14 protein-coding genes are annotated in these 18,746 nt (G+C 68.7%); 8 read left to right on the forward strand and 6 right to left on the reverse strand.

The window, feature by feature from the left end; all coding sequences use genetic code 11:
• Positions 1 to 13 precede the first annotated feature (13 nt).
• Together BpN12_RS13735 and BpN12_RS13740 are read right to left on the reverse strand one after the other, a co-directional pair.
• Entirely contained in the window at positions 14 to 466 is a 453-nt protein-coding gene (locus BpN12_RS13735) for a hypothetical protein (RefSeq protein ID WP_246793125.1), read from the reverse strand.
• A gap of 68 nt (positions 467 to 534) precedes the next feature.
• Positions 535 to 1,554, reverse strand: a complete 1,020-nt coding sequence (locus tag BpN12_RS13740; protein ID WP_246793126.1) for an aldo/keto reductase — start codon at positions 1,552 to 1,554, stop codon at positions 535 to 537.
• A gap of 480 nt (positions 1,555 to 2,034) precedes the next feature.
• Between BpN12_RS13740 and BpN12_RS13745 the strand changes: the two genes are divergently transcribed.
• Both BpN12_RS13745 and BpN12_RS13750 read left to right on the forward strand, forming a co-directional pair.
• Positions 2,035 to 2,466: a hypothetical protein gene (locus BpN12_RS13745; RefSeq protein ID WP_246793127.1), complete on the forward strand. Its 432-nt coding sequence runs from the start codon at positions 2,035 to 2,037 to the stop codon at positions 2,464 to 2,466.
• 61 nt (positions 2,467 to 2,527) lie between these two features.
• Complete coding sequence (locus BpN12_RS13750) at positions 2,528 to 3,445, forward strand: LysR family transcriptional regulator (protein WP_246793128.1); 918 nt, start codon at positions 2,528 to 2,530, stop codon at positions 3,443 to 3,445.
• Between the two features lie 74 nt (positions 3,446 to 3,519).
• On the opposite strand, the gene BpN12_RS13755 is transcribed toward BpN12_RS13750, so the two are convergent.
• The gene (locus BpN12_RS13755) at positions 3,520 to 4,524 is read right to left on the reverse strand and encodes a LysR substrate-binding domain-containing protein (RefSeq protein ID WP_246793129.1); all 1,005 of its coding nucleotides are present in this window, start codon (positions 4,522 to 4,524) and stop codon (positions 3,520 to 3,522) included.
• A gap of 108 nt (positions 4,525 to 4,632) precedes the next feature.
• Here BpN12_RS13755 and BpN12_RS13760 point away from each other — a divergent pair, with 108 nt between their 5' ends.
• Complete coding sequence (locus tag BpN12_RS13760) at positions 4,633 to 5,850, forward strand: MFS transporter (RefSeq protein WP_246794717.1); 1,218 nt, start codon at positions 4,633 to 4,635, stop codon at positions 5,848 to 5,850.
• A gap of 1,240 nt (positions 5,851 to 7,090) precedes the next feature.
• Entirely contained in the window at positions 7,091 to 8,560 is a 1,470-nt protein-coding gene (locus BpN12_RS13765; RefSeq protein ID WP_425306269.1) for a carbohydrate porin, read from the forward strand.
• A gap of 21 nt (positions 8,561 to 8,581) precedes the next feature.
• Here the strand turns inward: BpN12_RS13765 and BpN12_RS13770 are convergent, their stop codons facing one another.
• Both BpN12_RS13770 and katG read right to left on the reverse strand, forming a co-directional pair.
• Positions 8,582 to 9,778 carry an SGNH/GDSL hydrolase family protein gene (locus tag BpN12_RS13770; protein WP_246793130.1) on the reverse strand — a complete coding sequence of 399 codons (1,197 nt, stop codon included), beginning with the start codon at positions 9,776 to 9,778 and terminating at the stop codon, positions 8,582 to 8,584.
• A gap of 107 nt (positions 9,779 to 9,885) precedes the next feature.
• The gene (katG, locus tag BpN12_RS13775) at positions 9,886 to 12,069 is read right to left on the reverse strand and encodes a catalase/peroxidase HPI (RefSeq protein ID WP_246793131.1); all 2,184 of its coding nucleotides are present in this window, start codon (positions 12,067 to 12,069) and stop codon (positions 9,886 to 9,888) included.
• A 463-nt stretch (positions 12,070 to 12,532) separates the two neighbouring features.
• Here katG and BpN12_RS13780 point away from each other — a divergent pair, with 463 nt between their 5' ends.
• The 4 genes from BpN12_RS13780 (at position 12,533) to BpN12_RS13795 (ending at position 17,742) form a co-directional block, all read left to right on the forward strand.
• The gene (locus BpN12_RS13780; RefSeq protein WP_246793132.1) at positions 12,533 to 13,456 is read left to right on the forward strand and encodes a LysR family transcriptional regulator; all 924 of its coding nucleotides are present in this window, start codon (positions 12,533 to 12,535) and stop codon (positions 13,454 to 13,456) included.
• 227 nt (positions 13,457 to 13,683) lie between these two features.
• The gene (locus tag BpN12_RS13785; RefSeq protein ID WP_246793133.1) at positions 13,684 to 15,144 is read left to right on the forward strand and encodes an ATP-binding protein; all 1,461 of its coding nucleotides are present in this window, start codon (positions 13,684 to 13,686) and stop codon (positions 15,142 to 15,144) included.
• A gap of 453 nt (positions 15,145 to 15,597) precedes the next feature.
• On the forward strand, positions 15,598 to 16,380 hold the full coding sequence (locus tag BpN12_RS13790) for an ABC transporter substrate-binding protein (protein WP_246793134.1): 783 nt from the start codon (positions 15,598 to 15,600) through the stop codon (positions 16,378 to 16,380).
• Positions 16,381 to 16,626: 246 nt separating this feature from the next.
• The gene (locus BpN12_RS13795) at positions 16,627 to 17,742 is read left to right on the forward strand and encodes a succinylglutamate desuccinylase/aspartoacylase family protein (protein WP_246793135.1); all 1,116 of its coding nucleotides are present in this window, start codon (positions 16,627 to 16,629) and stop codon (positions 17,740 to 17,742) included.
• Positions 17,743 to 17,864: 122 nt separating this feature from the next.
• Here the strand turns inward: BpN12_RS13795 and BpN12_RS13800 are convergent, their stop codons facing one another.
• On the reverse strand, positions 17,865 to 18,692 hold the full coding sequence (locus BpN12_RS13800) for a MetQ/NlpA family ABC transporter substrate-binding protein (RefSeq protein WP_246793136.1): 828 nt from the start codon (positions 18,690 to 18,692) through the stop codon (positions 17,865 to 17,867).
• Positions 18,693 to 18,746: the final 54 nt, after the last annotated feature.

Here is an 18,746-nt window from a genome sequence, read left to right on the forward strand (position 1 = left end):
CCGTCCGCTACCCTCAACGCCCCTTGCTCTCCCGCTCGCCAAGCCCGATCGCCTTGTAGTCATAGGTCGGATAGAACTCGGTGCGATACGCGCCCCACGCGGTGTCTTCCAGCACGCGGTTCACCTCGCGCACGCGCGAGGCCGGCAGGCGCAGCGTCACCACCTGGCCGATGCCCATCATCACGTACCAGCTCACCACCTCGACGCCGGGCGGCGGAAACGCCTTGTAGAATCCCTGCTTCGCCAGCTGCGCGTTCAGCTCGCTCAACGGCCGCGACTGGTCGTGCTTGAGGAACACCGTCAGCAGCACCGCGTTGTCGGGCGTTGCGCTCGCGCTGCCGACGGCCGGCGTGCCGGCCCCCTGCGCCTGAGCCAAGCCCTGCACCGAGATTGCCGCGGCCGCGACCACCGCCGCGCTCACGGCGAAGCGCCCGATGCGGCGGCGAATTCCTGCGATTGACACCATGTCTCGCTCCCTGGAAAAAGCGGGCCGCGCGGCATGCACGGCCCGTTGCGTTCGAACGCCGGGCGAGATTACACCCGATCCTTGTCATGGAACTGCTGCATCCATTGCGGATACGGCACGCGCGACGCCGATACGCGATCGAGCCGTTCGCGATGCTCTGCCGCGAGGCGCAGCTCGCCCGCGCCGAGGTTCGCCTCGAGTTGCGCCTCCGAGCTGGCGCCGACGATCACGCTGCTCACGCAGTCGCGCTCGAGCAGCCAGGCCAGCGCGACCTGCGCCGGCGTGGCACCGAATTCGTCGGCCACGGCGCGCAGCGCGTGGACGATCGGGTCGACCAGCGCCGGATCGACCGGCGGAAAGTTCAGCGTCGCGCGCCGCCCCTGCGCCGGGCTGCCGTTCAGCGCGGTGTACTTGCCCGCCAGGTAGCCACCCGACAGCGGGCTCCACACCATCAGCGCAACACGATGCTCGCGCGCAACCGGCACGATCTCGTGCTCGACGTCGCGCATGGCGAGCGAATAGTGGACCTGGTTGCTCGTCACCGGCACCCAGTGCGTGCGCGAGGTGATCGCATGGGCGCGTTCGAGTTCGGCCGCGCTGAAGTTGCAGACGCCCACGTGCCGGACCTTGCCCTGCGTGACGAGATCGTCGAGCGCGCGCAGCGTCTCGTCGAGCGGCGTGAGCGCGTCGCGATCGTGCAGTTGCAGCAGGTCGATGTGATCGCGGCCGAGCCGCGCGAGGCTGGTCTCGACGCTGCGCAGGATGTGCGAGCGGCCGAGCCCGACCTGGTTCGGTCCCGGCCCGGTGCGCAGGCGCACCTTGGTCGCCACCAGCATGCGGCTCTCGTCGAGCCCGAGATCGGCCAGCACCTGGCCGACCACCTGCTCCGAGCGGCCCTGCGAATAGGCGTCGGCGGTGTCGATCAGGTTCACGCCACGCTCGGCCGCGAGGCCGACCAGCCGCCCGGCCTGCTGCCGGTCCAGCCCCGCGATCGACGCCCAGATCCCCTCGCCCGCGCCGAACGTCATCGCGCCCAGCGTGAGGCGCGACACGCGCAGCCCCGACCGTCCGAAAACCGTGTAATCCATCCCTGCTCTCCTGATTCGTCGTTGATCCGAACCGAACGATAAGCAAGGCGGCATCGCTCGCCTAGACCGCATAATACGAAGATTTTCTTCGTTCCAAACGAATAACGGCAAGCGCCCGACGTATACGCGCCTGTCCGTACCGGCCCCGCTCGCCCAAGCTGAAATCACGACCGGCAGCGGCCCTGCCCTATCCCGACCCGGCCATCGACATGGACGACCGAACCGCCAGCGCGCTGCCCGCCTGCGACCGACCGGGGACGCCCGACTCCCTCCACGAGCCCGACATGCGCCACGGCATGTTTTCGCGGCCGGCTCCCGGCGGTGGCTTCGAGCCGCTGTCGGCAGCCGCGCACGTGGCCGACGTCGCGGCGTTCGAGCTCGACGCGCGCGTGCCCGAAGCGGTCCGCATCCACTTCGAAACCGCCCGCAACCGCTCGCAACCGCTACGCCTATGCGTGGTTCGTCTACCGCTTCTATCCGGTGGCGCAGCAGCACGCGCTGGCCTCGCTGGAGTTCGCGCTGCGCGAGCGGCTGTCCGGCGACCTGGTGGACACCAGGCGGCGCATGGGCCTGAGCAACGGGTTGCAGTTGGCGAAGCAGCGCGGCGTGATCGCCAACAAGCGCTTCTCATGGCGCGCGGCGCACGCGATGCAGCGCGCGCGGGTACGCGCCGAACTGCAGCTGCTGGACGAGATGCGGCGTGACGGGCTGACCGTGGCGCGGCTCGACCCAATCGACGTCACGCCGCTGCCCGAGGACGCCGATGAGGACTGGCTCGGCACCTTCATCGCCACGCTGCCGCGGATTCGCAACGAACTCGCCCACGGCTCCAGCCATCGCCACGACGCGGTGCTGCGCACCTTCGAAATCGTTCGCGAGCTGATCGACCAGCTGTTCACGCCGCCACGCTAGGGCCAGCGGCGCGTCGCCCGTACAATCCGGTTTATTTTTCGCTCGAACCGAATTCCGCCCGATGAGAGTCGACCAACTGGCCGCGATGCGCCTCTATGTCCGGATTGTCGAGACCGGCTCGTTCGGCAAGGCCGCGCGCGCGCTCGGCATGTCGGCCTCGAACGCGACCGAGCGCATCGCGCGGCTCGAGGCGGCGCTCGGCGTGCGCCTGCTCGCGCGCACCACGCGCGCGCTGGCGCCGACCGAGGCCGGCTCGCGCTACTTCGAGGTGTGCCGCCGCGTGATCGACGAACTCGACGAAGTGGAGGCGTCGCTGTCGGGTTCGCGCGACGCGCTGGCGGGCCGCGTGCGCGTCGACGCGAACGTGTCGATCGCGCGCGCGATCCTGGTGCCGCGCCTGCCGCCATGGTTCGAGCAGTATCCGGGCATCCGCCTCGAACTGAGGATGAGCGACCAGCGCGGCGACTTCGTGCGCGACGGCATCGATTTCGCGATCCGCATCGGCGGCCTGGAGGATCAGGATCTGGTCCACCGGCCGCTCGGCCGGCCGCGTCGCGTGACGGTGGCCTCGCCCGCCTATCTGGCGCGCATGGGCCGCCCCGCCACGCCCGACGACCTGGCGCGACACCGGCTGATCGACTTCCTGCTGCCGCGCCCCGGCGAGTCGCTCGAATGGGAGTTCGACGCCGACGGGCAGCCGGCCGAACACGCGCTGCCGTCGGTGGCCGGCGTCGCCGACGCCGATGCGCGGCTGCAGCTCGCGGTGGCCGGCGCCGGCATCGTGCAGAGCCTCGACTTCATCGCGGCGCCCGAGCTGCGCGCCGGGCGCCTGGAACGGCTGCTGACGCGCTGGGAAACGCCGGCGCCTGAAATCGCGATTCTCTATCCGCGAGATCGTCATATGCCGGCGCGAACGCTGGCGACGATGGATGCGTTCGCCGCGTGGATTCGTGCCGCGCTTGAGGAGTCCGAACGATAGAGGTGCGGGACGTAGCGCGCCGCATCGCTACTTCGCCCGGCGGCGGGCGGCCGATGCAAACCCGCCGGATTCGTCTATCGGCTCGCCCGTTTGCCGGACCGCTTCGGCGTCGTGCTTATCGCACCGCCCGCCGCCCGGCTGTCGGCCCGCTCAGGATCCACCGCCTTCACGAGTTCGGCGAAGCGCGCAACGCAACCGGACGCACCGGGCTCGCGCCACGCCACCGTCTGTTCGATCCGATGCGGCGCCGCGAGCGGCACGTAGGCGACGCCGGGGCGCTGCAGCGCCGCGGTGAAGCTCGGCACGATCGCGATGCCGCGCCCGGCGGCCACCAGCGACACCAGCGTGGTGATCTGCGAGGCGGTGGGGCCGCCGCGCGGCGTGAAGCCGGCGCGCGCGGCCAGCGTGTCGAGCGCCGCGGTCAGCGCGGAGCCGTATTCCGGCACGAACGTGACGAAGGTTTCATCCGCCAGCGTCTCGAATGCAAGCGCGTCCTGTCGAGCATGCGCACCATGCGCCGGCACCACGGCCACCAGCGCCTCGCGCGACACCACGCGCGAACGAATCGGCTCGTCGACCGAATCAACCATATCGACCGAATCGCCCGGCCCGTGCCGCCCTGGCGCCATGGCCCAACCGAAACCGAAATCCAGCGTGCCGTCGGCGATCTGCTGCCGCTGGTGCGTGGTCGGCACCTCGCGAAACACCAGTTCGATCTCGGGCATCGCGTCGCCGGCGTCGCGCACGAGGTGCGAGAACGCGTCCGACATCGGGATCGAACTCGCGTAGCCGATCACGATGCGCCCGATCATGCCCTGCGCGAGCTTGCGCGCGGCGGACTCGGCCTCGCTCGCCGCCTCGATCACGGCGCGCGCGCGCTCGAGAAACAGCGCGCCCTCGCGCGTGAGCTGCACCGCGCGCGTCGAGCGTTCGAACAGGCGAATCCCGAGCTCGCCTTCGAGCGCCGCGATATGGCGCGTGAGCGGCGGCTGCGCGATGCGCAGGCGCAGCGCCGCGCGGCCGAAATGCAGTTCGTCGGCGACGGTGACGAAGTAACGGAGTCGGCGCAGGTCGAGCATTGTTGTGGTTCCGGTATCAACGGCGACGAAAACGGTATTGGCGCGCACCGCGCGCCGTCATCAGACTGTCGGCTGGACCTGACGAGACGTTCCGTTTCCATGAGCGACATGAGCGACAAGACGACGATTCGCGCCGCGTTTTTCCTGTGCGGCTTCGCGGCCTTCCTGAATCTCTATTCGACGCAGGGCATCCTGCGCGAGCTGGCGGCGGCCTTCGCCGTGAGCGCCGAGCGGGCCGGCCAGGGCGTGAGCGCGACCACGCTGGCCGTCGCCATTATCGCTCCGTTCGCCGGCACGCTGAGCGCGCGCTACGCACGCCGCCGCGTGATCGCCTGGGCCGCGATCGCGGTCGCGCTGCCGGCGCTCGGCTGCGCGCATGCGGGCGGCTTCGACGCGTTCCTGATCGCGCGCTTCGCGGCCGGCGCGCTGGTGCCGTTCATCTTCGCGATCTCGATCGCCTACATCGGCGAGCTGTTCAGCGCCGCCACGGCCACCGAGGTCGGCGCGCTGTTCGTGGCCGGCACCACGCTCGGCGGCTTCGCCGGCCGCTTCGTCACGAACTCGCTGACCGCGCTGCTGGGCTGGCGCCACGCGCTCGACGTGGTCGCGCTGCTGTGCCTCGCCGCCGGCCTCGCGATCCGCGCCTGGCTGCCCGCCGCTGCGCCGCCGCCCGCGGCCGGCCCGGCCGCGTCGCGCCCATGGCGGCGCGTCGCGCGGCCTCCGCTGCTCGCCTCGTTCGCGCTCGGCGCCTGCGTGCTGGCCTCGCAGGTCGCCACCTTCACGTTCGTCGGGCTGCGCCTCGCCGGCGCGCCGTTCCGCTTCACGACCTTCGGGATCGGCGCGATCTATGCGGTGTTCCTGGTGGCGGTGGTGGTCACGCCGCTCGCGGGGCGCATGGCCGGCCGCCGCGGGCCGCGCGAACTCGCGCTCGGCGCCGCCGCGCTCGCCATCGCCGGCGCGCTGCTGACGCTGTCCGGCCAGATCGTCGTGATCCTGCTCGGGCTCGCGCTCGGCTCCACCGCCGTGTTCGTCGAGCAGGCCTGCGCCAACGCGTTCATCTCGCAGGCGGCGCCGGCTGCCCGCTCCACCGCGATCGGCCTCTACCTGTCGTGCTACTACCTCGGCGGCAGCCTCGGCTCGCTGCTGCCGATACCGGGCTGGCACCGCTGGGGCTGGGCCGGCTGCGTCGCGTTCGTGGTCGCGACGCAGCTGCTCGTGGCCGTGCTGGCGGCGCGGTTCTGGCGCATGCCGCGAACCGCTGATGCCGGCGCGCCGGCGCGCATCGCGCCTGCCGGCCCCGGGCAGCCTCACGGCAAGGCGCGATGAACGCGACGGCCCGCCGTTCATGAAACGCGACGCGTGACGCGGCGGCCGCCCGATCGCGAGGATCGGCGTCGATGAGGCTGGCTGGGTGGCGAGGCTGCGGCGCCGGCGGGCGCGCGATGCCCGGATCTCCTTTCGTTGCGGCCCGGACCGACAGCGCCGGGACGTGTTGAACCATGCGGCCCGCGCGGCGGCCGGCGCACGAGGCGACGCCGGGCGGGCCGCCCGGACGCGGACGCGCGTCGGCCACGGCGCGAGGCCGCAACCCTTGCGATCCACGGGAAGACATGGAAACTCCGGCGCGCACCGTCATGCCGACTGGCGGGACAGTGGCGGAAGGGAAGCAGCGCGGCGTCGGGCCGGTCAGGCGAAAACGGAGATCGAAGATCGACGACTGCTACGGTCCAAGGTGAGTGACTTTAGCCGCGAATCGGGGCGAATTTTGCTGGGTCGATCCGGCATCGTCAACCGTCTTCGCGCATCGTTTTTCATTACGCCGCTCTTACGCGGCCGCCGCATGTTGCGGGCCGGCCAGCGGCCCACGGCATGCCTCCGGCAACCGCAGCACTGCAAAGCATTTTCCTGTTGCGCGCGGCGTGGATCGGAGCATAGAATCCGCCGTGCCCGACCGCCACGCAGTACGCGAAGCGCCGCCGCGGCCCGTCTCGTTCAACCCTCCGATCCCACTGGAAACCATGCCTGGCAGCGACAGTTGTACGCCGGCCCCGACCGGCGACCTGAACCCCCGCACGCGCTAGCGACCACAGCCTTCTGTCGCCGCTGCCCGTGTGATTCGAGCAGCGCGCTTCTTCCGGACTCGCCCAGGGTCCGTTTCGCAGCCCGCTTCCATCCCGATGTTCGTCGCGCCCGTGGTGCGACGGCAGGATCGCGTTCGTTCGCGATCGCCCGCGCCAACCGGCCGGAGGATTCGATGTATGTGAAGAATTTCCTGTTTGTTTCGCATTCCTATTTGAGCCAGCGCGACGACGTGCTGTGCGGCTGGCCGCCGGCCGAACCACCCGCGCCGCCCGCATCGCCCGCCGCCGAACCCGTGGCGGCCGGGCCAGCCGGCGGCGACGAATCCTGTCATGATCGACAGACCGAGATGCCGGAGCGCGTCGCCGGCCCGGGCTGAACCCGGCCGCGCCGTCCCGAATCCGTCACGACCGGCACCGACACTAGCCGATGCCCGTCGTGACGACCGTCATTCGTCAAACAAAAAAACGCGTTACCCCCACAAGACATGAAAGCACTCGTCCGTCATTTCCAGGCCGCGTTCCCGCCATGCCGGCTCGCGACGCCGCCGGCCGCGCTGCGCCGCATGGCCGTATCGGCCGCGCTCGCGTCGGCCTGCGCCGGCATGCAGGCCACCGCCAGCGCGCAGGACGCTGCCACCACCCCGCCGTCGGCCGACGGCGGCCCGCCCGCCGACGGGCTGTGGCAGCGCGCGACGCTGTTCGGCGACCTCGGCGGCCTGCGCGGCGCGCTCGGCAACCACGGCATCACGTTCACGCTGCAGGAGACCAGCGAGGCCCTGACCAACTTCAGCGGCGGCACGCGCCGGATCGGCGCCTACGACGGCATGACCGAGGCCGCGCTGAGCGTCGACACCAGCAAGCTGTTCGGGCTGACCGGCGGCACCTTCAACGTCAGCGCGCTGCAGATCCACGGCACCAGCCTGAGCTCGCGCGCGCTGTCGGCGCTGCAGAACGCGAGCGGCAACGAGGCGGAAGCGGGCACGCGGCTGTGGGAGCTCTGGTACGGGCAGTCGATTGCCGGCGGCGCGGCCGACGTCCGCGTCGGGCAGCAGAGCGTCGATCAGGAGTTCATGGTCAGCCAGACCGCCAGCACCTTCGTCAACGCGACGTTCGGCTGGCCGGTCCTGCCCTCGGTCGACCTGCCGGGCGGCGGGCCGGCCTATCCGCTGTCGGCGCTCGGCGTGCGTGTGAAGGCGCAGCCGACCAACGCGCTGACGCTGCTGGCCGGCGTGTTCGACGGCTATCCCGGCGGCATCGGCCAGGCCGACGCGCAACGCGCGAACCCGCACGGCACGAACTTCAACCTGCACGACGGCGCGCTCTGGATCGGCGAGCTGCAATACGCGCTCGACGCCCCGCAGCCGGGCACGCCGGACGCGCAGCCCGGCGGCCTGCCGGGCACCTACAAGCTCGGCGTCTGGTACCTGTCCGGCGCGTTCGCCGATCCGCACATCGACACCAGCGGCGCCTCGCTCGCGGCACCCGGCTCGACCGGCATCGCCCGCACGCATCGCGGCAACTACGGCGCCTACGCGATCGCCGACCAGATGGTGTGGCGCTCCGCGGCCAACCCGTCACGCTCGCTCGGTGTGTTCGCGCGCATGACGGGCGCGCCCGACGACCGCAACCCGATCAACTTCTCCGCGCAAGCCGGCGTCTCGCTGAAGGCGCCGTTCGCGGGCCGCGACAACGACACGGCCGGCATCGCGCTCGGCTACACCAACGCGACGCTGAACGTGGACGGCGTGACGAGCGACCTCGCACGGCCGCGCCGTGTGAATGAAACCGTCATCGAGGCGACCTACCAGGTTCAGGTGGCGCCGTGGTGGACGCTGCAGGGTGACCTGCAGTACATCGTGCGGCCGGGCGGCGGCTACGACGCGCCGGCCGGCGGCACGGTCAGGGCGATCGGCAACGAGTTCGTGGCCGGCCTGCGCACCGTGGTCAACTTCTGAACGCGCCGCGCGGCCGCGTGCTCACGCGCTGAACGCGCCGCCGCGGCCGAACACGCGCGCGGCGAAGCGCTCGGCGATCCGGCGATGCGCGGCGCCATCGGGATGCAGCTGGTCGGGCAGCGGCAGTTCGGCGAAGTCGTCGCGGCCATACAGGTCGAGGCCGTCCAGATGAAACAGCCGCGCGTCGCCGGCCGCGCGCTGCTGCACGACCTGGCGCAGCACCTCGCGTATCACGCGCAGCGTCAGCTTGCCGGCCGCGCGTTCGGCCGGATCGCCGGTCGCGCGAAACGACATCTTGCCGGCCGCCAGCGCCGTCAGGTCGAAGGCGCCCGGCCCCGGCACGTCTTCGTGGATCGCGCAATAGATCGGCGACACCACCAGCAGCGGCGTGTCCGGATGGCCGTCGCGAATCGTGTCGAGAAAGCCATGCACGGCCGGCGCGAGCGCGCGCAGCCGCATCAGGTCGGCGTTGACGAGGTTGATGCCGAGCTTCAGGCTGATCAGGTCGGCGCGCGCGTCGCGGATCGTGCGCGCGACGAACGGGTCGAGCAGCGCGCTGCCGCCAAAGCCGAGATTGACGAGCTCGACGCCGCCCGCCGCCGCGGCCAGCGCCGGCCAGATGCCGGTGGGGCTCGCCGCGTTCGAACCCTGGCTGATCGAACTGCCGTGATGGAGCCAGACGCGGCGCGCGCCGTCGTCGTGCGTGTCGGTCGCATCGATTGCCTCGATCGCCGCATCGGCACGCAGCGCGACGAGCCGCGTCGCCTCGTTGTGCGGCAGCCAGATCTCGACGCGCTTGTCATGCGCGGGCAAGCCCGCGAAGCGCAGCGTGGCGGGTTCCCCCGCCTCGCGCGTGGCGGCCCCGCTGCCGGGGTCGATCACCACGCGCTCGCCGCCGTCGGCGCTCGCCTGCGCGAACAGCCGGCCGTCGACGAGCAAATCGTAGACACCGAGCGGCCGCGCGGGCGCGCCGGCATAGCGGTAGCGCGTGGGCAGCGTGTCGAGTTCCAGGCGCGTGGCGCGCGTGCGGAATACGAGCCGCACGCCCGAAGGCTGCGCCTCGACCATCGTCAGTTGCGGATCGGCGCACTGCGCGCGTGCCCAGGCGGGCAGGCGGTGCAGCACGACACCGCGTTCGGTCGGCTCGAGCTCGAACGCGCCGCGCACGAGCGCGTCGCGGATCGGCGCCTCGATCCAGGCGGGCATGGCATTCGTCATGTCGGGGTTCCGCCGCGCGGGCGGTCGAAATAAAAAAACGGCCGATCCGGAGATCGGCCGCCGTGTGGTGCGCGGCCGGGCCAGCCGGCCCGGCGCATCTTACACGCTCATTTCTTCACGTCGTAGCGATCGAGGTTCATCACCTTGGTCCAGGCCGCCACGAAGTCGCGCACGAACTTCTGCTGCGAATCCTCGCTCGCGTAGACCTCGGAGATCGCACGCAGTTGCGCGTGCGAGCCGAACACCAGGTCGACGCGCGTGCCGGTCCAGCGCACGGCGCCCGTCTCGCGGTCGCGGCCCTCGTACTCGTCGTTCGCGTCCGACACCGGCTTCCATTCCGTGCCCATGTCGAGCAGGTTGCGGAAGAAGTCGTTGGTCAGCGCTTCGGGACGATCGGTCAGCACGCCGTGCTTCGCGCCGCCCACGTTCGCGCCGATCACGCGCAGGCCGCCCAGCAGCACCGTCATTTCCGGCGCCGTCAGCGTCAGCAGCTGGGCCTTGTCGACCAGCAGCTTCTCGGCCGGGATCGTGAACCTGCCCTTCAGGTAGTTGCGGAAGCCGTCGGCCGCCGGTTCGAGCACCGCGAACGATTCCACGTCGGTCTGCTCGGCCGTCGCATCGACGCGGCCCGCCGTGAACGGCACCGTGATCACGAAGCCGGCCGTCTTCGCCGCCTGCTCGACGCCCGCATTGCCGGCGATCACGATCAGGTCGGCCAGCGACACCTGCTTGCCGCCCGCGGCCGCGCCGTTGAAGTCGCCCTGGATCTTCGCGAGCACGTCGAGCACCTTGGCGAGCTGTGCCGGCTGGTTCGCTTCCCAGTCCTTCTGCGGCGCGAGGCGGATGCGCGCGCCGTTGGCGCCGCCGCGCTTGTCCGAGCCGCGGAACGTGGAGGCCGAGGCCCAGGCGGTGGACACCAGCTCCGACACCGACAGGCCCGAGGCCAGTACCTTCGCCTTCAGCGCGGTCACGTCCTCGTCGTCGATGAGCGCATGCTCGCGCGCGGGCAGCGGGTCCTGCCACAGCAGCTGCTCGCCCGGCACCTCCGGCCCGAGGTAGCGCGCCACCGGACCCATGTCGCGGTGGGTCAGCTTGAACCAGGCGCGCGCGAACGCGTCGGCGAACTCGTCCGGATTCTCGAAGAAGCGGCGCGAGATCTTTTCATAGCCCGGATCGGCGCGCAGCGCGATGTCGGAAGTCAGCATCGACGGCGCGCGGCGCTTCTCCTTGTCGAACGGGTCCGGCACGCTGTTCGCGCCGGCGCCGCCCTTCGGCTGCCACTGGTGGGCGCCGGCCGGGCTCTTGGTCAGCTCCCAGTCGTAGCCGAACAGGTTCCAGAAGAAGTTGTTGCTCCACTTGGTCGGCGTGGACGTCCAGATCACTTCCAGGCCGCTCGAGATCGCATCGGCGCCCGCGCCGCTGCCGTAGCTGCTCTTCCAGCCGAGGCCCATCTGTTCGAGCGGCGCGGCTTCCGGCTCCGGCCCGACGTGCGAGGCATCGCCCGCGCCGTGGGTCTTGCCGAAGGTATGGCCGCCCGCGATCAGCGCGACCGTTTCCTCGTCGTTCATCGCCATGCGCGCGAACGTCTCGCGGATGTCGCGCGCCGAGGCGAGCGGGTCCGGGTTGCCGTTCGGGCCTTCCGGGTTCACGTAGATGAGGCCCATCTGCACGGCCGCGAGCGGGTTCTCGAGATCGCGGTCGCCGGTATAGCGCTTGTCGCCGAGCCAGGTCGTCTCGGTGCCCCAGTAAATATCTTCGTCCGGTTCCCAGGTGTCTTCACGGCCGCCCGCGAAGCCGAAGGTCTTGAAGCCCATCGATTCGAGCGCGACGTTGCCGGTCAGCACGATCAGGTCGGCCCACGAGATCTTGCGGCCGTACTTTTGCTTGACCGGCCAGATCAGCCGGCGCGCCTTGTCGAGGCTCACGTTGTCGGGCCAGCTGTTGAGCGGGGCGAAACGCTGCTGGCCGCCGCCCGCGCCGCCGCGGCCGTCGGCCGTGCGGTAGGTACCGGCGCTGTGCCAGGCCATGCGGATGAAGAACGGGCCGTAATGGCCGAAGTCGGCCGGCCACCAGCTCTGCGACACGGTCATCAGCGCGCGCAGGTCCTGCTTCACGGCGTTGAGGTCGAGGCTGTTGAAGGCGTCCGCGTAATTGAAGCCCTCGTCCATCGGATCGGACAGGGGCGAATGCTGATGCAGGATCTTCAGGTTGATCTGGTTCGGCCACCAGTCGCGGTTCGACGTGCCGCCACCGGCTGTGTGGTTGAACGGGCACTTCGTCTCAGTCGACATCTGTATTCTCCTTTGATCGCAAACGCTCGACGGCCCGTGGGGGATAGGGAGGCCGGATTGCCCGTGAATACTAATGGCTGCGCTCGCCGAGCGGAAATAGGTTTAATTGATTGCCGGACATCGGAAAAACTAACGCACGCGGCCCTGACGGGGCCGTTGCCGGGCATTCGCGGCGCGTTCCGGACAGGTTCCAGGCAGCTTCCCGACCGATTGCCGATCGGCTCACGACCACTCGCGCGCGGCAACCCCGTTCAGCGTAGCGATCGCGCGTGTCGAAACCGTGAGGCCCGCGCGCGGGCTTCTTGCGTCGCGTCAAACCACGCCCGGCGCACCGCGCCGGCATGAACCTGATACCGTGACGGTCTGGTCGCGCCCGCCGGTCGCGCGCCGGGCGCACTTCGCCCGATCGCGCCCGTCCTCGCCCATCCGCGCTCGCGACGCAATACACCTCCGGACCGTCTCGATGACCCGCATTCGCAATCCCCTGAACCTCGCGCAGCTGCAGGCCTTCGTGGCCGCCGCCCATCACCGCAGCCTGCGCGCCGCCGCGCGCGAACTCGGCGTCACGCAGCCGGCCATCACGCATACGATCCGCGAGATCGAGCATGCGCTGAACGCCGAACTGCTGGTGCGCACCGTGCGCGGCGTCGAGCTGACCGCCTGCGGCCAGGCGCTGCTGCCGCGCGCCGAGCAGTTGCTCGGCGACATGCGGCGCGCGGTGGAGGCGGTGGAGCAGGTGAAGGGCGAGCTGTCGGGACGCGTCGCGGTGGGCGCGATGCCGTCGATCGCGCTGACCGCGCTGCCGCGCGCGGTGCAGAAGTTCCGCGCGACGATGCCCGACGTGCAGCTGCATCTGGCCGAGGTGACGATGCCCGACGCACTCGCGCAGCTGAGCAACGGCGCGCTCGACATCGCCGCGATCCACCATCTGCCCGCGCTCGACCGCGAGTTCACGCAGACGCCGCTGCTGTCCACCGAGTTCGTGATCGTGATGCGCGCCGGGCATCCGCTCGCGAAGGCGCGCAGTCTCGCCGAGCTGCTCGACGCCGAATGGATCGTGACGGTGGACGCCGACGATTTCCCGCACAGCGTGATGATGTCGATGTTCACCGGCCACGGGCTGCCGCTGCCCGGCCGGCTGGTGCGCGCGCCCTCGTCGTTCTCGGTCACGCTCGGACTGGTGTCGCGCTCGGACGTGATCGGCTGTTTCACCAAGCCGCTCGCCGACATGGTCGCGCCGCTCGGCATCCGCATCGCCGCGATCGAGGAGACGCTGCCGGCCTACGAGTTGTCGATCATCTCGCGGCGCGACTTGCTGCCGACGCCGGCCGTGACGCAGTTCGTGGCGTGTCTGAAGCAGGCGGCGGCGGAAGTCGACCTTCTTTAACATCAGAAAATTGCGCGATTCGCAATTACCAGGTAATACCGCGACAAACAGGACTGTTGAAATAATCCAAGTGGCCGATGCACAACCGGTACAAGCAATGTTGGCCGAGACTGGCAAGCTTTGATCAGAAAAGAAGCGGAATACGGAAATTTTGGGTCAACCCGTGACTTACAATCGCTGCTCGATGTTCACCGTCATCCGCCACGGCACACCACACGTCATCTGATATGAATCTCGAGCGTGACATTGCCCTTGTCGACGAGCTGCGTTCGCACACCAACGAGTGTCAGTGGCTCGAATTCAAGAAAAACAATACCGATCACGAGATGATCGGCAAACGGTGCTCGGCATTGTCCAACGCTGCACGCATCGAGGGCAGAGATACGGCGTATATGTTGTGGGGCATCGAGGACGAAACCCACGAGGTGGTGGGCACGTCCTTCAATCCGGAGTCGCAAAAAGTGGGCGGCATGGTGCTCCAGTTATGGCTGGCAAATGCGTTGCAGCCGAGCATTGCTTTTAGTTTCCGAACGGTCGCACACCCTGAAGGGCCGGTAGTTTTGCTGGAAATTCCAGCGGCCACGGGAACACCCGTCAGTTACAACGGTATCCCCTACGTGCGCATCGGCAGTGCCACACCCAAGCTCACCGAATATCCCGAGCGCTACCAAAAGCTCATTGAGCGAATGCAGCCTTATCGTTGGGAGCATGGCGTTGCAGCGCAATACATGGAAGCCGACGATGTCTTGAAGTTGCTCGACTACAGTCACTACTTTCGGCTGACGAAGCAGCCACTTCCCGACAACCGAGCCGGGATCTTCGAAAAGCTGGCGGCGGATCGGTTGATCGTTCCCGATGTCGGCGGCCGATGGAACATAACGAATCTCGGTGCGATTTTGTTCGCCTGTCGGCTTAAAGATTTTGATGCGAGTTTGGCCCGAAAGGCAGTTCGCTGCGTCGCATATAGAGGCAAAAACCGCGCGGCAACGGTCACGCACCGTCTGGGCGAAGAGAAGGAACAGAAAGGCTACGCCGTTGGGTTTGAAGACCTCGTCAGTTATCTGAACGAGTTGGCGCCGAAGAACGAGCATATTGGAGCGCTCCGGGAAGCAGCCATCTTGTTCCCTGAGCTAGCCATCCGTGAGCTGGTCGCGAATGCGTTGATTCATCAGGATATGACGCTCACCGGCGCGGGGCCGCTGATCGAGCTGTTTGAGGATCGCCTGGAGATCAGCAACCCTGGCGAACCGCTAGTGAAACCCGAGCGCATGATTGATCTGCCTCCGCGTTCGCGAAATGAAGCCCTCGCCTCGCTCATGCGCCGGATGGGGATGTGCGAGGAACAGGGTAGTGGTCTCGACAAGGTATTGCAGCTCGTCGAGGTATCGCAGTTGCCACCGCCGCTGTTTCGCTCGGAACAAAACGCGACCTTGGTGACGCTTTACGCCCCTCGGAGTTTCGCCGAAATGACGCCCGATGAGCGTGTCCGTGCTTGCTATTTCCATGCAGTGCTCCGCTTCTTGAGCGGCGACAAGATGAAAAATTCGACGCTGTGTGAGCGCCTTGGAATCGCATCGAAAAATGCGGCACAGGCATCAGCGGTCATCGCCAGGACGTTGGAAGCGGGTCTCATCAGGGTTGCGGACCGGGAACACCCGCGAGCGGGCTATGTCCCCCACTGGGCATGAAGCCCACAAATTTCTTGATCGGGTTTTGATTACATCGCAGCCTGAGCCCGTCTCGGCCAGGCGGATATCGACGCGTCCATATAAAAATCAACGACTTAGCAACTCTCTCAGCGATCCGATTTTCTTGATCGTGTTTTGAGCCGGCTACCAGAACAGGCGCCTCACCCATACCCCGCCATCAATTCCCTCCCCCAGCACATTCCCGCCCCACCCCACCCGCATCATTTCCAAACTCGCAACAAAATGCGCACCGCACCGGTCAACGCCGCGCCATTCGGGCCCGTCGGGCTATCCGGGCTTGTACTAGGAACCCGCACAGCTTTTTGTCTTGGTAATCTTCCGCGAACGCTCGTCCACATCGGGCGAGGGTCCGAGTCAGCCCGGCCGCCGCGGCGGCGGGCGAAGCGCAACGCGGCACGACCGCGCGCAAACCACGTACAACGAGGAGTCATAGTGAAAAAAGTTCTGGCGGCCCTGACGGTTGCCCTGCTTGCCGTGTCGGCAGGCAGCGCCTACGCAAAAGACTGGTCGACGGTCCGCTTCGGCGTCGACGCGAGCTACCCCCCGTTCGAGTCGAAGGGCTCGGATGGCAAGCTGGTCGGCTTCGACATCGACCTGGGCAATGAGATCTGCCGCCGCATCGCCGCGAAGTGCGTCTGGGTCGAGAACGACTTCGACGGGCTGATCCCCGCGCTGAAGGCCCGCAAGTTCGACGGCGTGCTGTCGTCGATGTCGATGACGCCGCAACGCGCCGAACAGATCGCCTTCTCGAACAAGCTGTTCAACACGCCGACGCGCCTCGTCGCCAAGAAGGGCACGAACATCCAGCCGACCGCCGCCTCGCTGAAGGGCAAGACGGTGGGCGTGGAGCAGGGCACGATCCAGGAAACCTACGCGAAGGCCTACTGGGCACCGAAGGGCGTCAACGTCCAGCCGTACCAGAACCAGGACCAGGTCTACGCCGACCTGATCTCGGGCCGCCTCGACGCCACGCTGCAGGATGCGGTGCAGGCCGAGATCGGCTTCCTGAAGACGCCGCGCGGCGCCGGCTACTCGTTCGCCGGCGGCGACATCGACGATCCGAAGACGCTCGGCGAAGGCGCCGGCGTGGGCCTGCGCAAGGAAGACACCGACCTGAAGGCGAAGATCGACGGCGCGATCGTCGCGATGCGCAAGGACGGCACCTACGACAAGCTCGCCAAGAAGTACTTCGATTTCGACGTCTACGGCAAGTAAGCACCGCCTCGACGCTTGATCCGACGGGCCCTGCGGGGCCCGTTGCCATTGGCGCGGGCGCCGTGCCCAAAGACACCACCGGCAATCGCCGGCCGCCGCCGCGCCTCGTGCCCGGGCCGGTCGCGACGGGCGCATGCCCGCGGGCCGGCGCCCGAAATCCACCCGGCGCGCCCGCGCAACGTACAATCGTCGTTCCCTCGTCTCGAACGAACCCCGCGCGGCGCCGCCGCTGCCCGCTCCCCGATCATGCAAACGCAGACCCATCCGCTGATTTCCCCCGCGCTCGGCACCGAACGCCATCTCACCAGCTTCCATTACGGTCCGCGCAGCGGGAAGAAGATCTACATCCAGTCGTCGCTGCATGCCGACGAGCTGCCCGGCATGCTGGTGGCCACGCTGCTGCGCCGCCAGTTCGCCGCGCTCGAGGCGGCCGGCAAGCTGCGCGACGAGATCGTCGTGGTGCCGGTGCCGAACCCGATCGGCCTCGCGCAACACGTGTTCGGCGACCATCTCGGCCGCTTCGAACTCGGCACGATGCAGAACTTCAACCGCAACTTCCACGACCTGGCCGCGCTCGTGATGCCGCGCGTCGAGGGCCGCCTGACGAAGGATCCGGCTCGCAACCTGCTGGCCGTGCGCGAGGCGATGCGCGAGGCGCTCGACGAGCAGAAGCCGCGCACCGAACTCGAATCGCAGCGCCTCGCGCTGCAGCGCCTGTCGTATGACGCCGACGTGGTGCTCGACCTGCATTGCGACAACGACGCGGTCATGCACCTGTATACGAACCCGGACCTGTGGCAGGACGTCGAGCCGCTCGCGCGCTACCTCGAAGCGCAGGCCTCGCTGCTGGCGCTGAACTCGGTCGGCAACCCGTTCGACGAGGTCCACAGCTTCTGCTGGTCGGAGCTGCGCGAGCGCTTCGGCAGCCGCTTCCCGATCCCGAACGGCGCGATCTCGGTCACCGTCGAACTGCGCAGCGAACGCGACGTGAGCTACGAGCTGGCGCAGCACGACGCGCAGGCGATCGTCGATTTCCTGACGCTGCGCGGTTCGATCGACGGCACCGCGGCGCCGCTGCCGCCGCTCGCGCATCCGGCCACGCCGCTGGCCGGCACCGAGCCGCTGGTCGCGCCGGTGTCGGGCGTGCTGGTGTTCCGCACGCCGGTGGGCATCGTGGTCGAGCCGGGCCAGGAGATCGCCGACATCGTCGATCCGCTGACCGATCGCGTCGTCACGCTGAAGGCCAGCGTGCGCGGCGTGCTTTACGCGCGCCAGGTGGTGCGCTTCGCCACCGCCGGCATGGAAGTGGCGCGCATCGCCGGCAACACGCCGTTCCGCAGCGGCTCGCTGCTGTCGGCCTGACGCGGGCCGCAGCCGCCCCTGTCCCCGTCCGCGGCACACGACGCGCTAAATGAATCCGGCCGGCCGCGCGCAAGAAGCGCGGGCCGGCCGTCTCGCCGCCCGGTTGCACGGCCGGCCGCACTTCAGAACGCCGGCACGATCGCGCCGTTGAACTTCGCGTCGATGAACTTGCGCACGTCGTCCGATTCGTAGGCGGCCACCAGCTTCTTCACCCACGGCTTGTCGCGATCCTGCGCGCGCACCGCGATCAGGTTCGCGTAAGGCCCCTTCAGATCCTCGATCGCGATCGCGTCCTTGACGGGCGTGAGCCCGGCCTTCACGGCGTAATCGGTGTTGATCGAGGCCGCGTCGAGGTCGGGCAGCGCGCGCGGCAGCTGCGCGGCGTCCAGCTCCACCAGCCTGATCTTCTTCGGGTTCTCGGCCACGTCGAGCGGCGTGGCGTTCACGCCGTTGCTGCCGGCGCCGGCCTTCAGCTTGATCACGCCGTACTTCTGCAACAGCAGCAGCGCGCGGTTGCCGTTCGACGGATCGTTCTGGATGCCGACCTTCGCGCCCACCGGCAGGTCCTTCAGCGATTTCAGCTGCTTCGAGTAGAAGCCCATCGGCGCCGTGTAGGTGAGCCCGACGCCGACGATCCGATAGCCGCGCTGCTTGATCTGGCTGTCGAGAAACGGCTGGTGCTGGAAGCCGTTCGCGTCGAGATCGCCGGAATCGAGCGCCGCGTTCGGCTGCACGTAGTCGTTGAATTCGATCACCTTGATCGGCAGCCCGTCCTGCGCGGCCACCTTCGCCACCTCGTTCCAGATCTGCGCGTCGGGCCCGCTCATGGTGCCGATCTTCAGCGGCGGCGCGCCGTCCGCCTGCGCTGCGGAAATGACGCAGAACGCCAGCGCGCCGCCGATCGCCCCCCGTCCGACCAAACCCCATAACCCGCTGGAAAAGCGCGCCATTGCAACCTCTCACGTTTTGGAATGCGGCGCATCGTCGCACATCGACGGCGAACG

Source organism: Burkholderia perseverans, from assembly GCF_022870505.1.
GTDB lineage: Bacteria > Pseudomonadota > Gammaproteobacteria > Burkholderiales > Burkholderiaceae > Burkholderia > Burkholderia plantarii.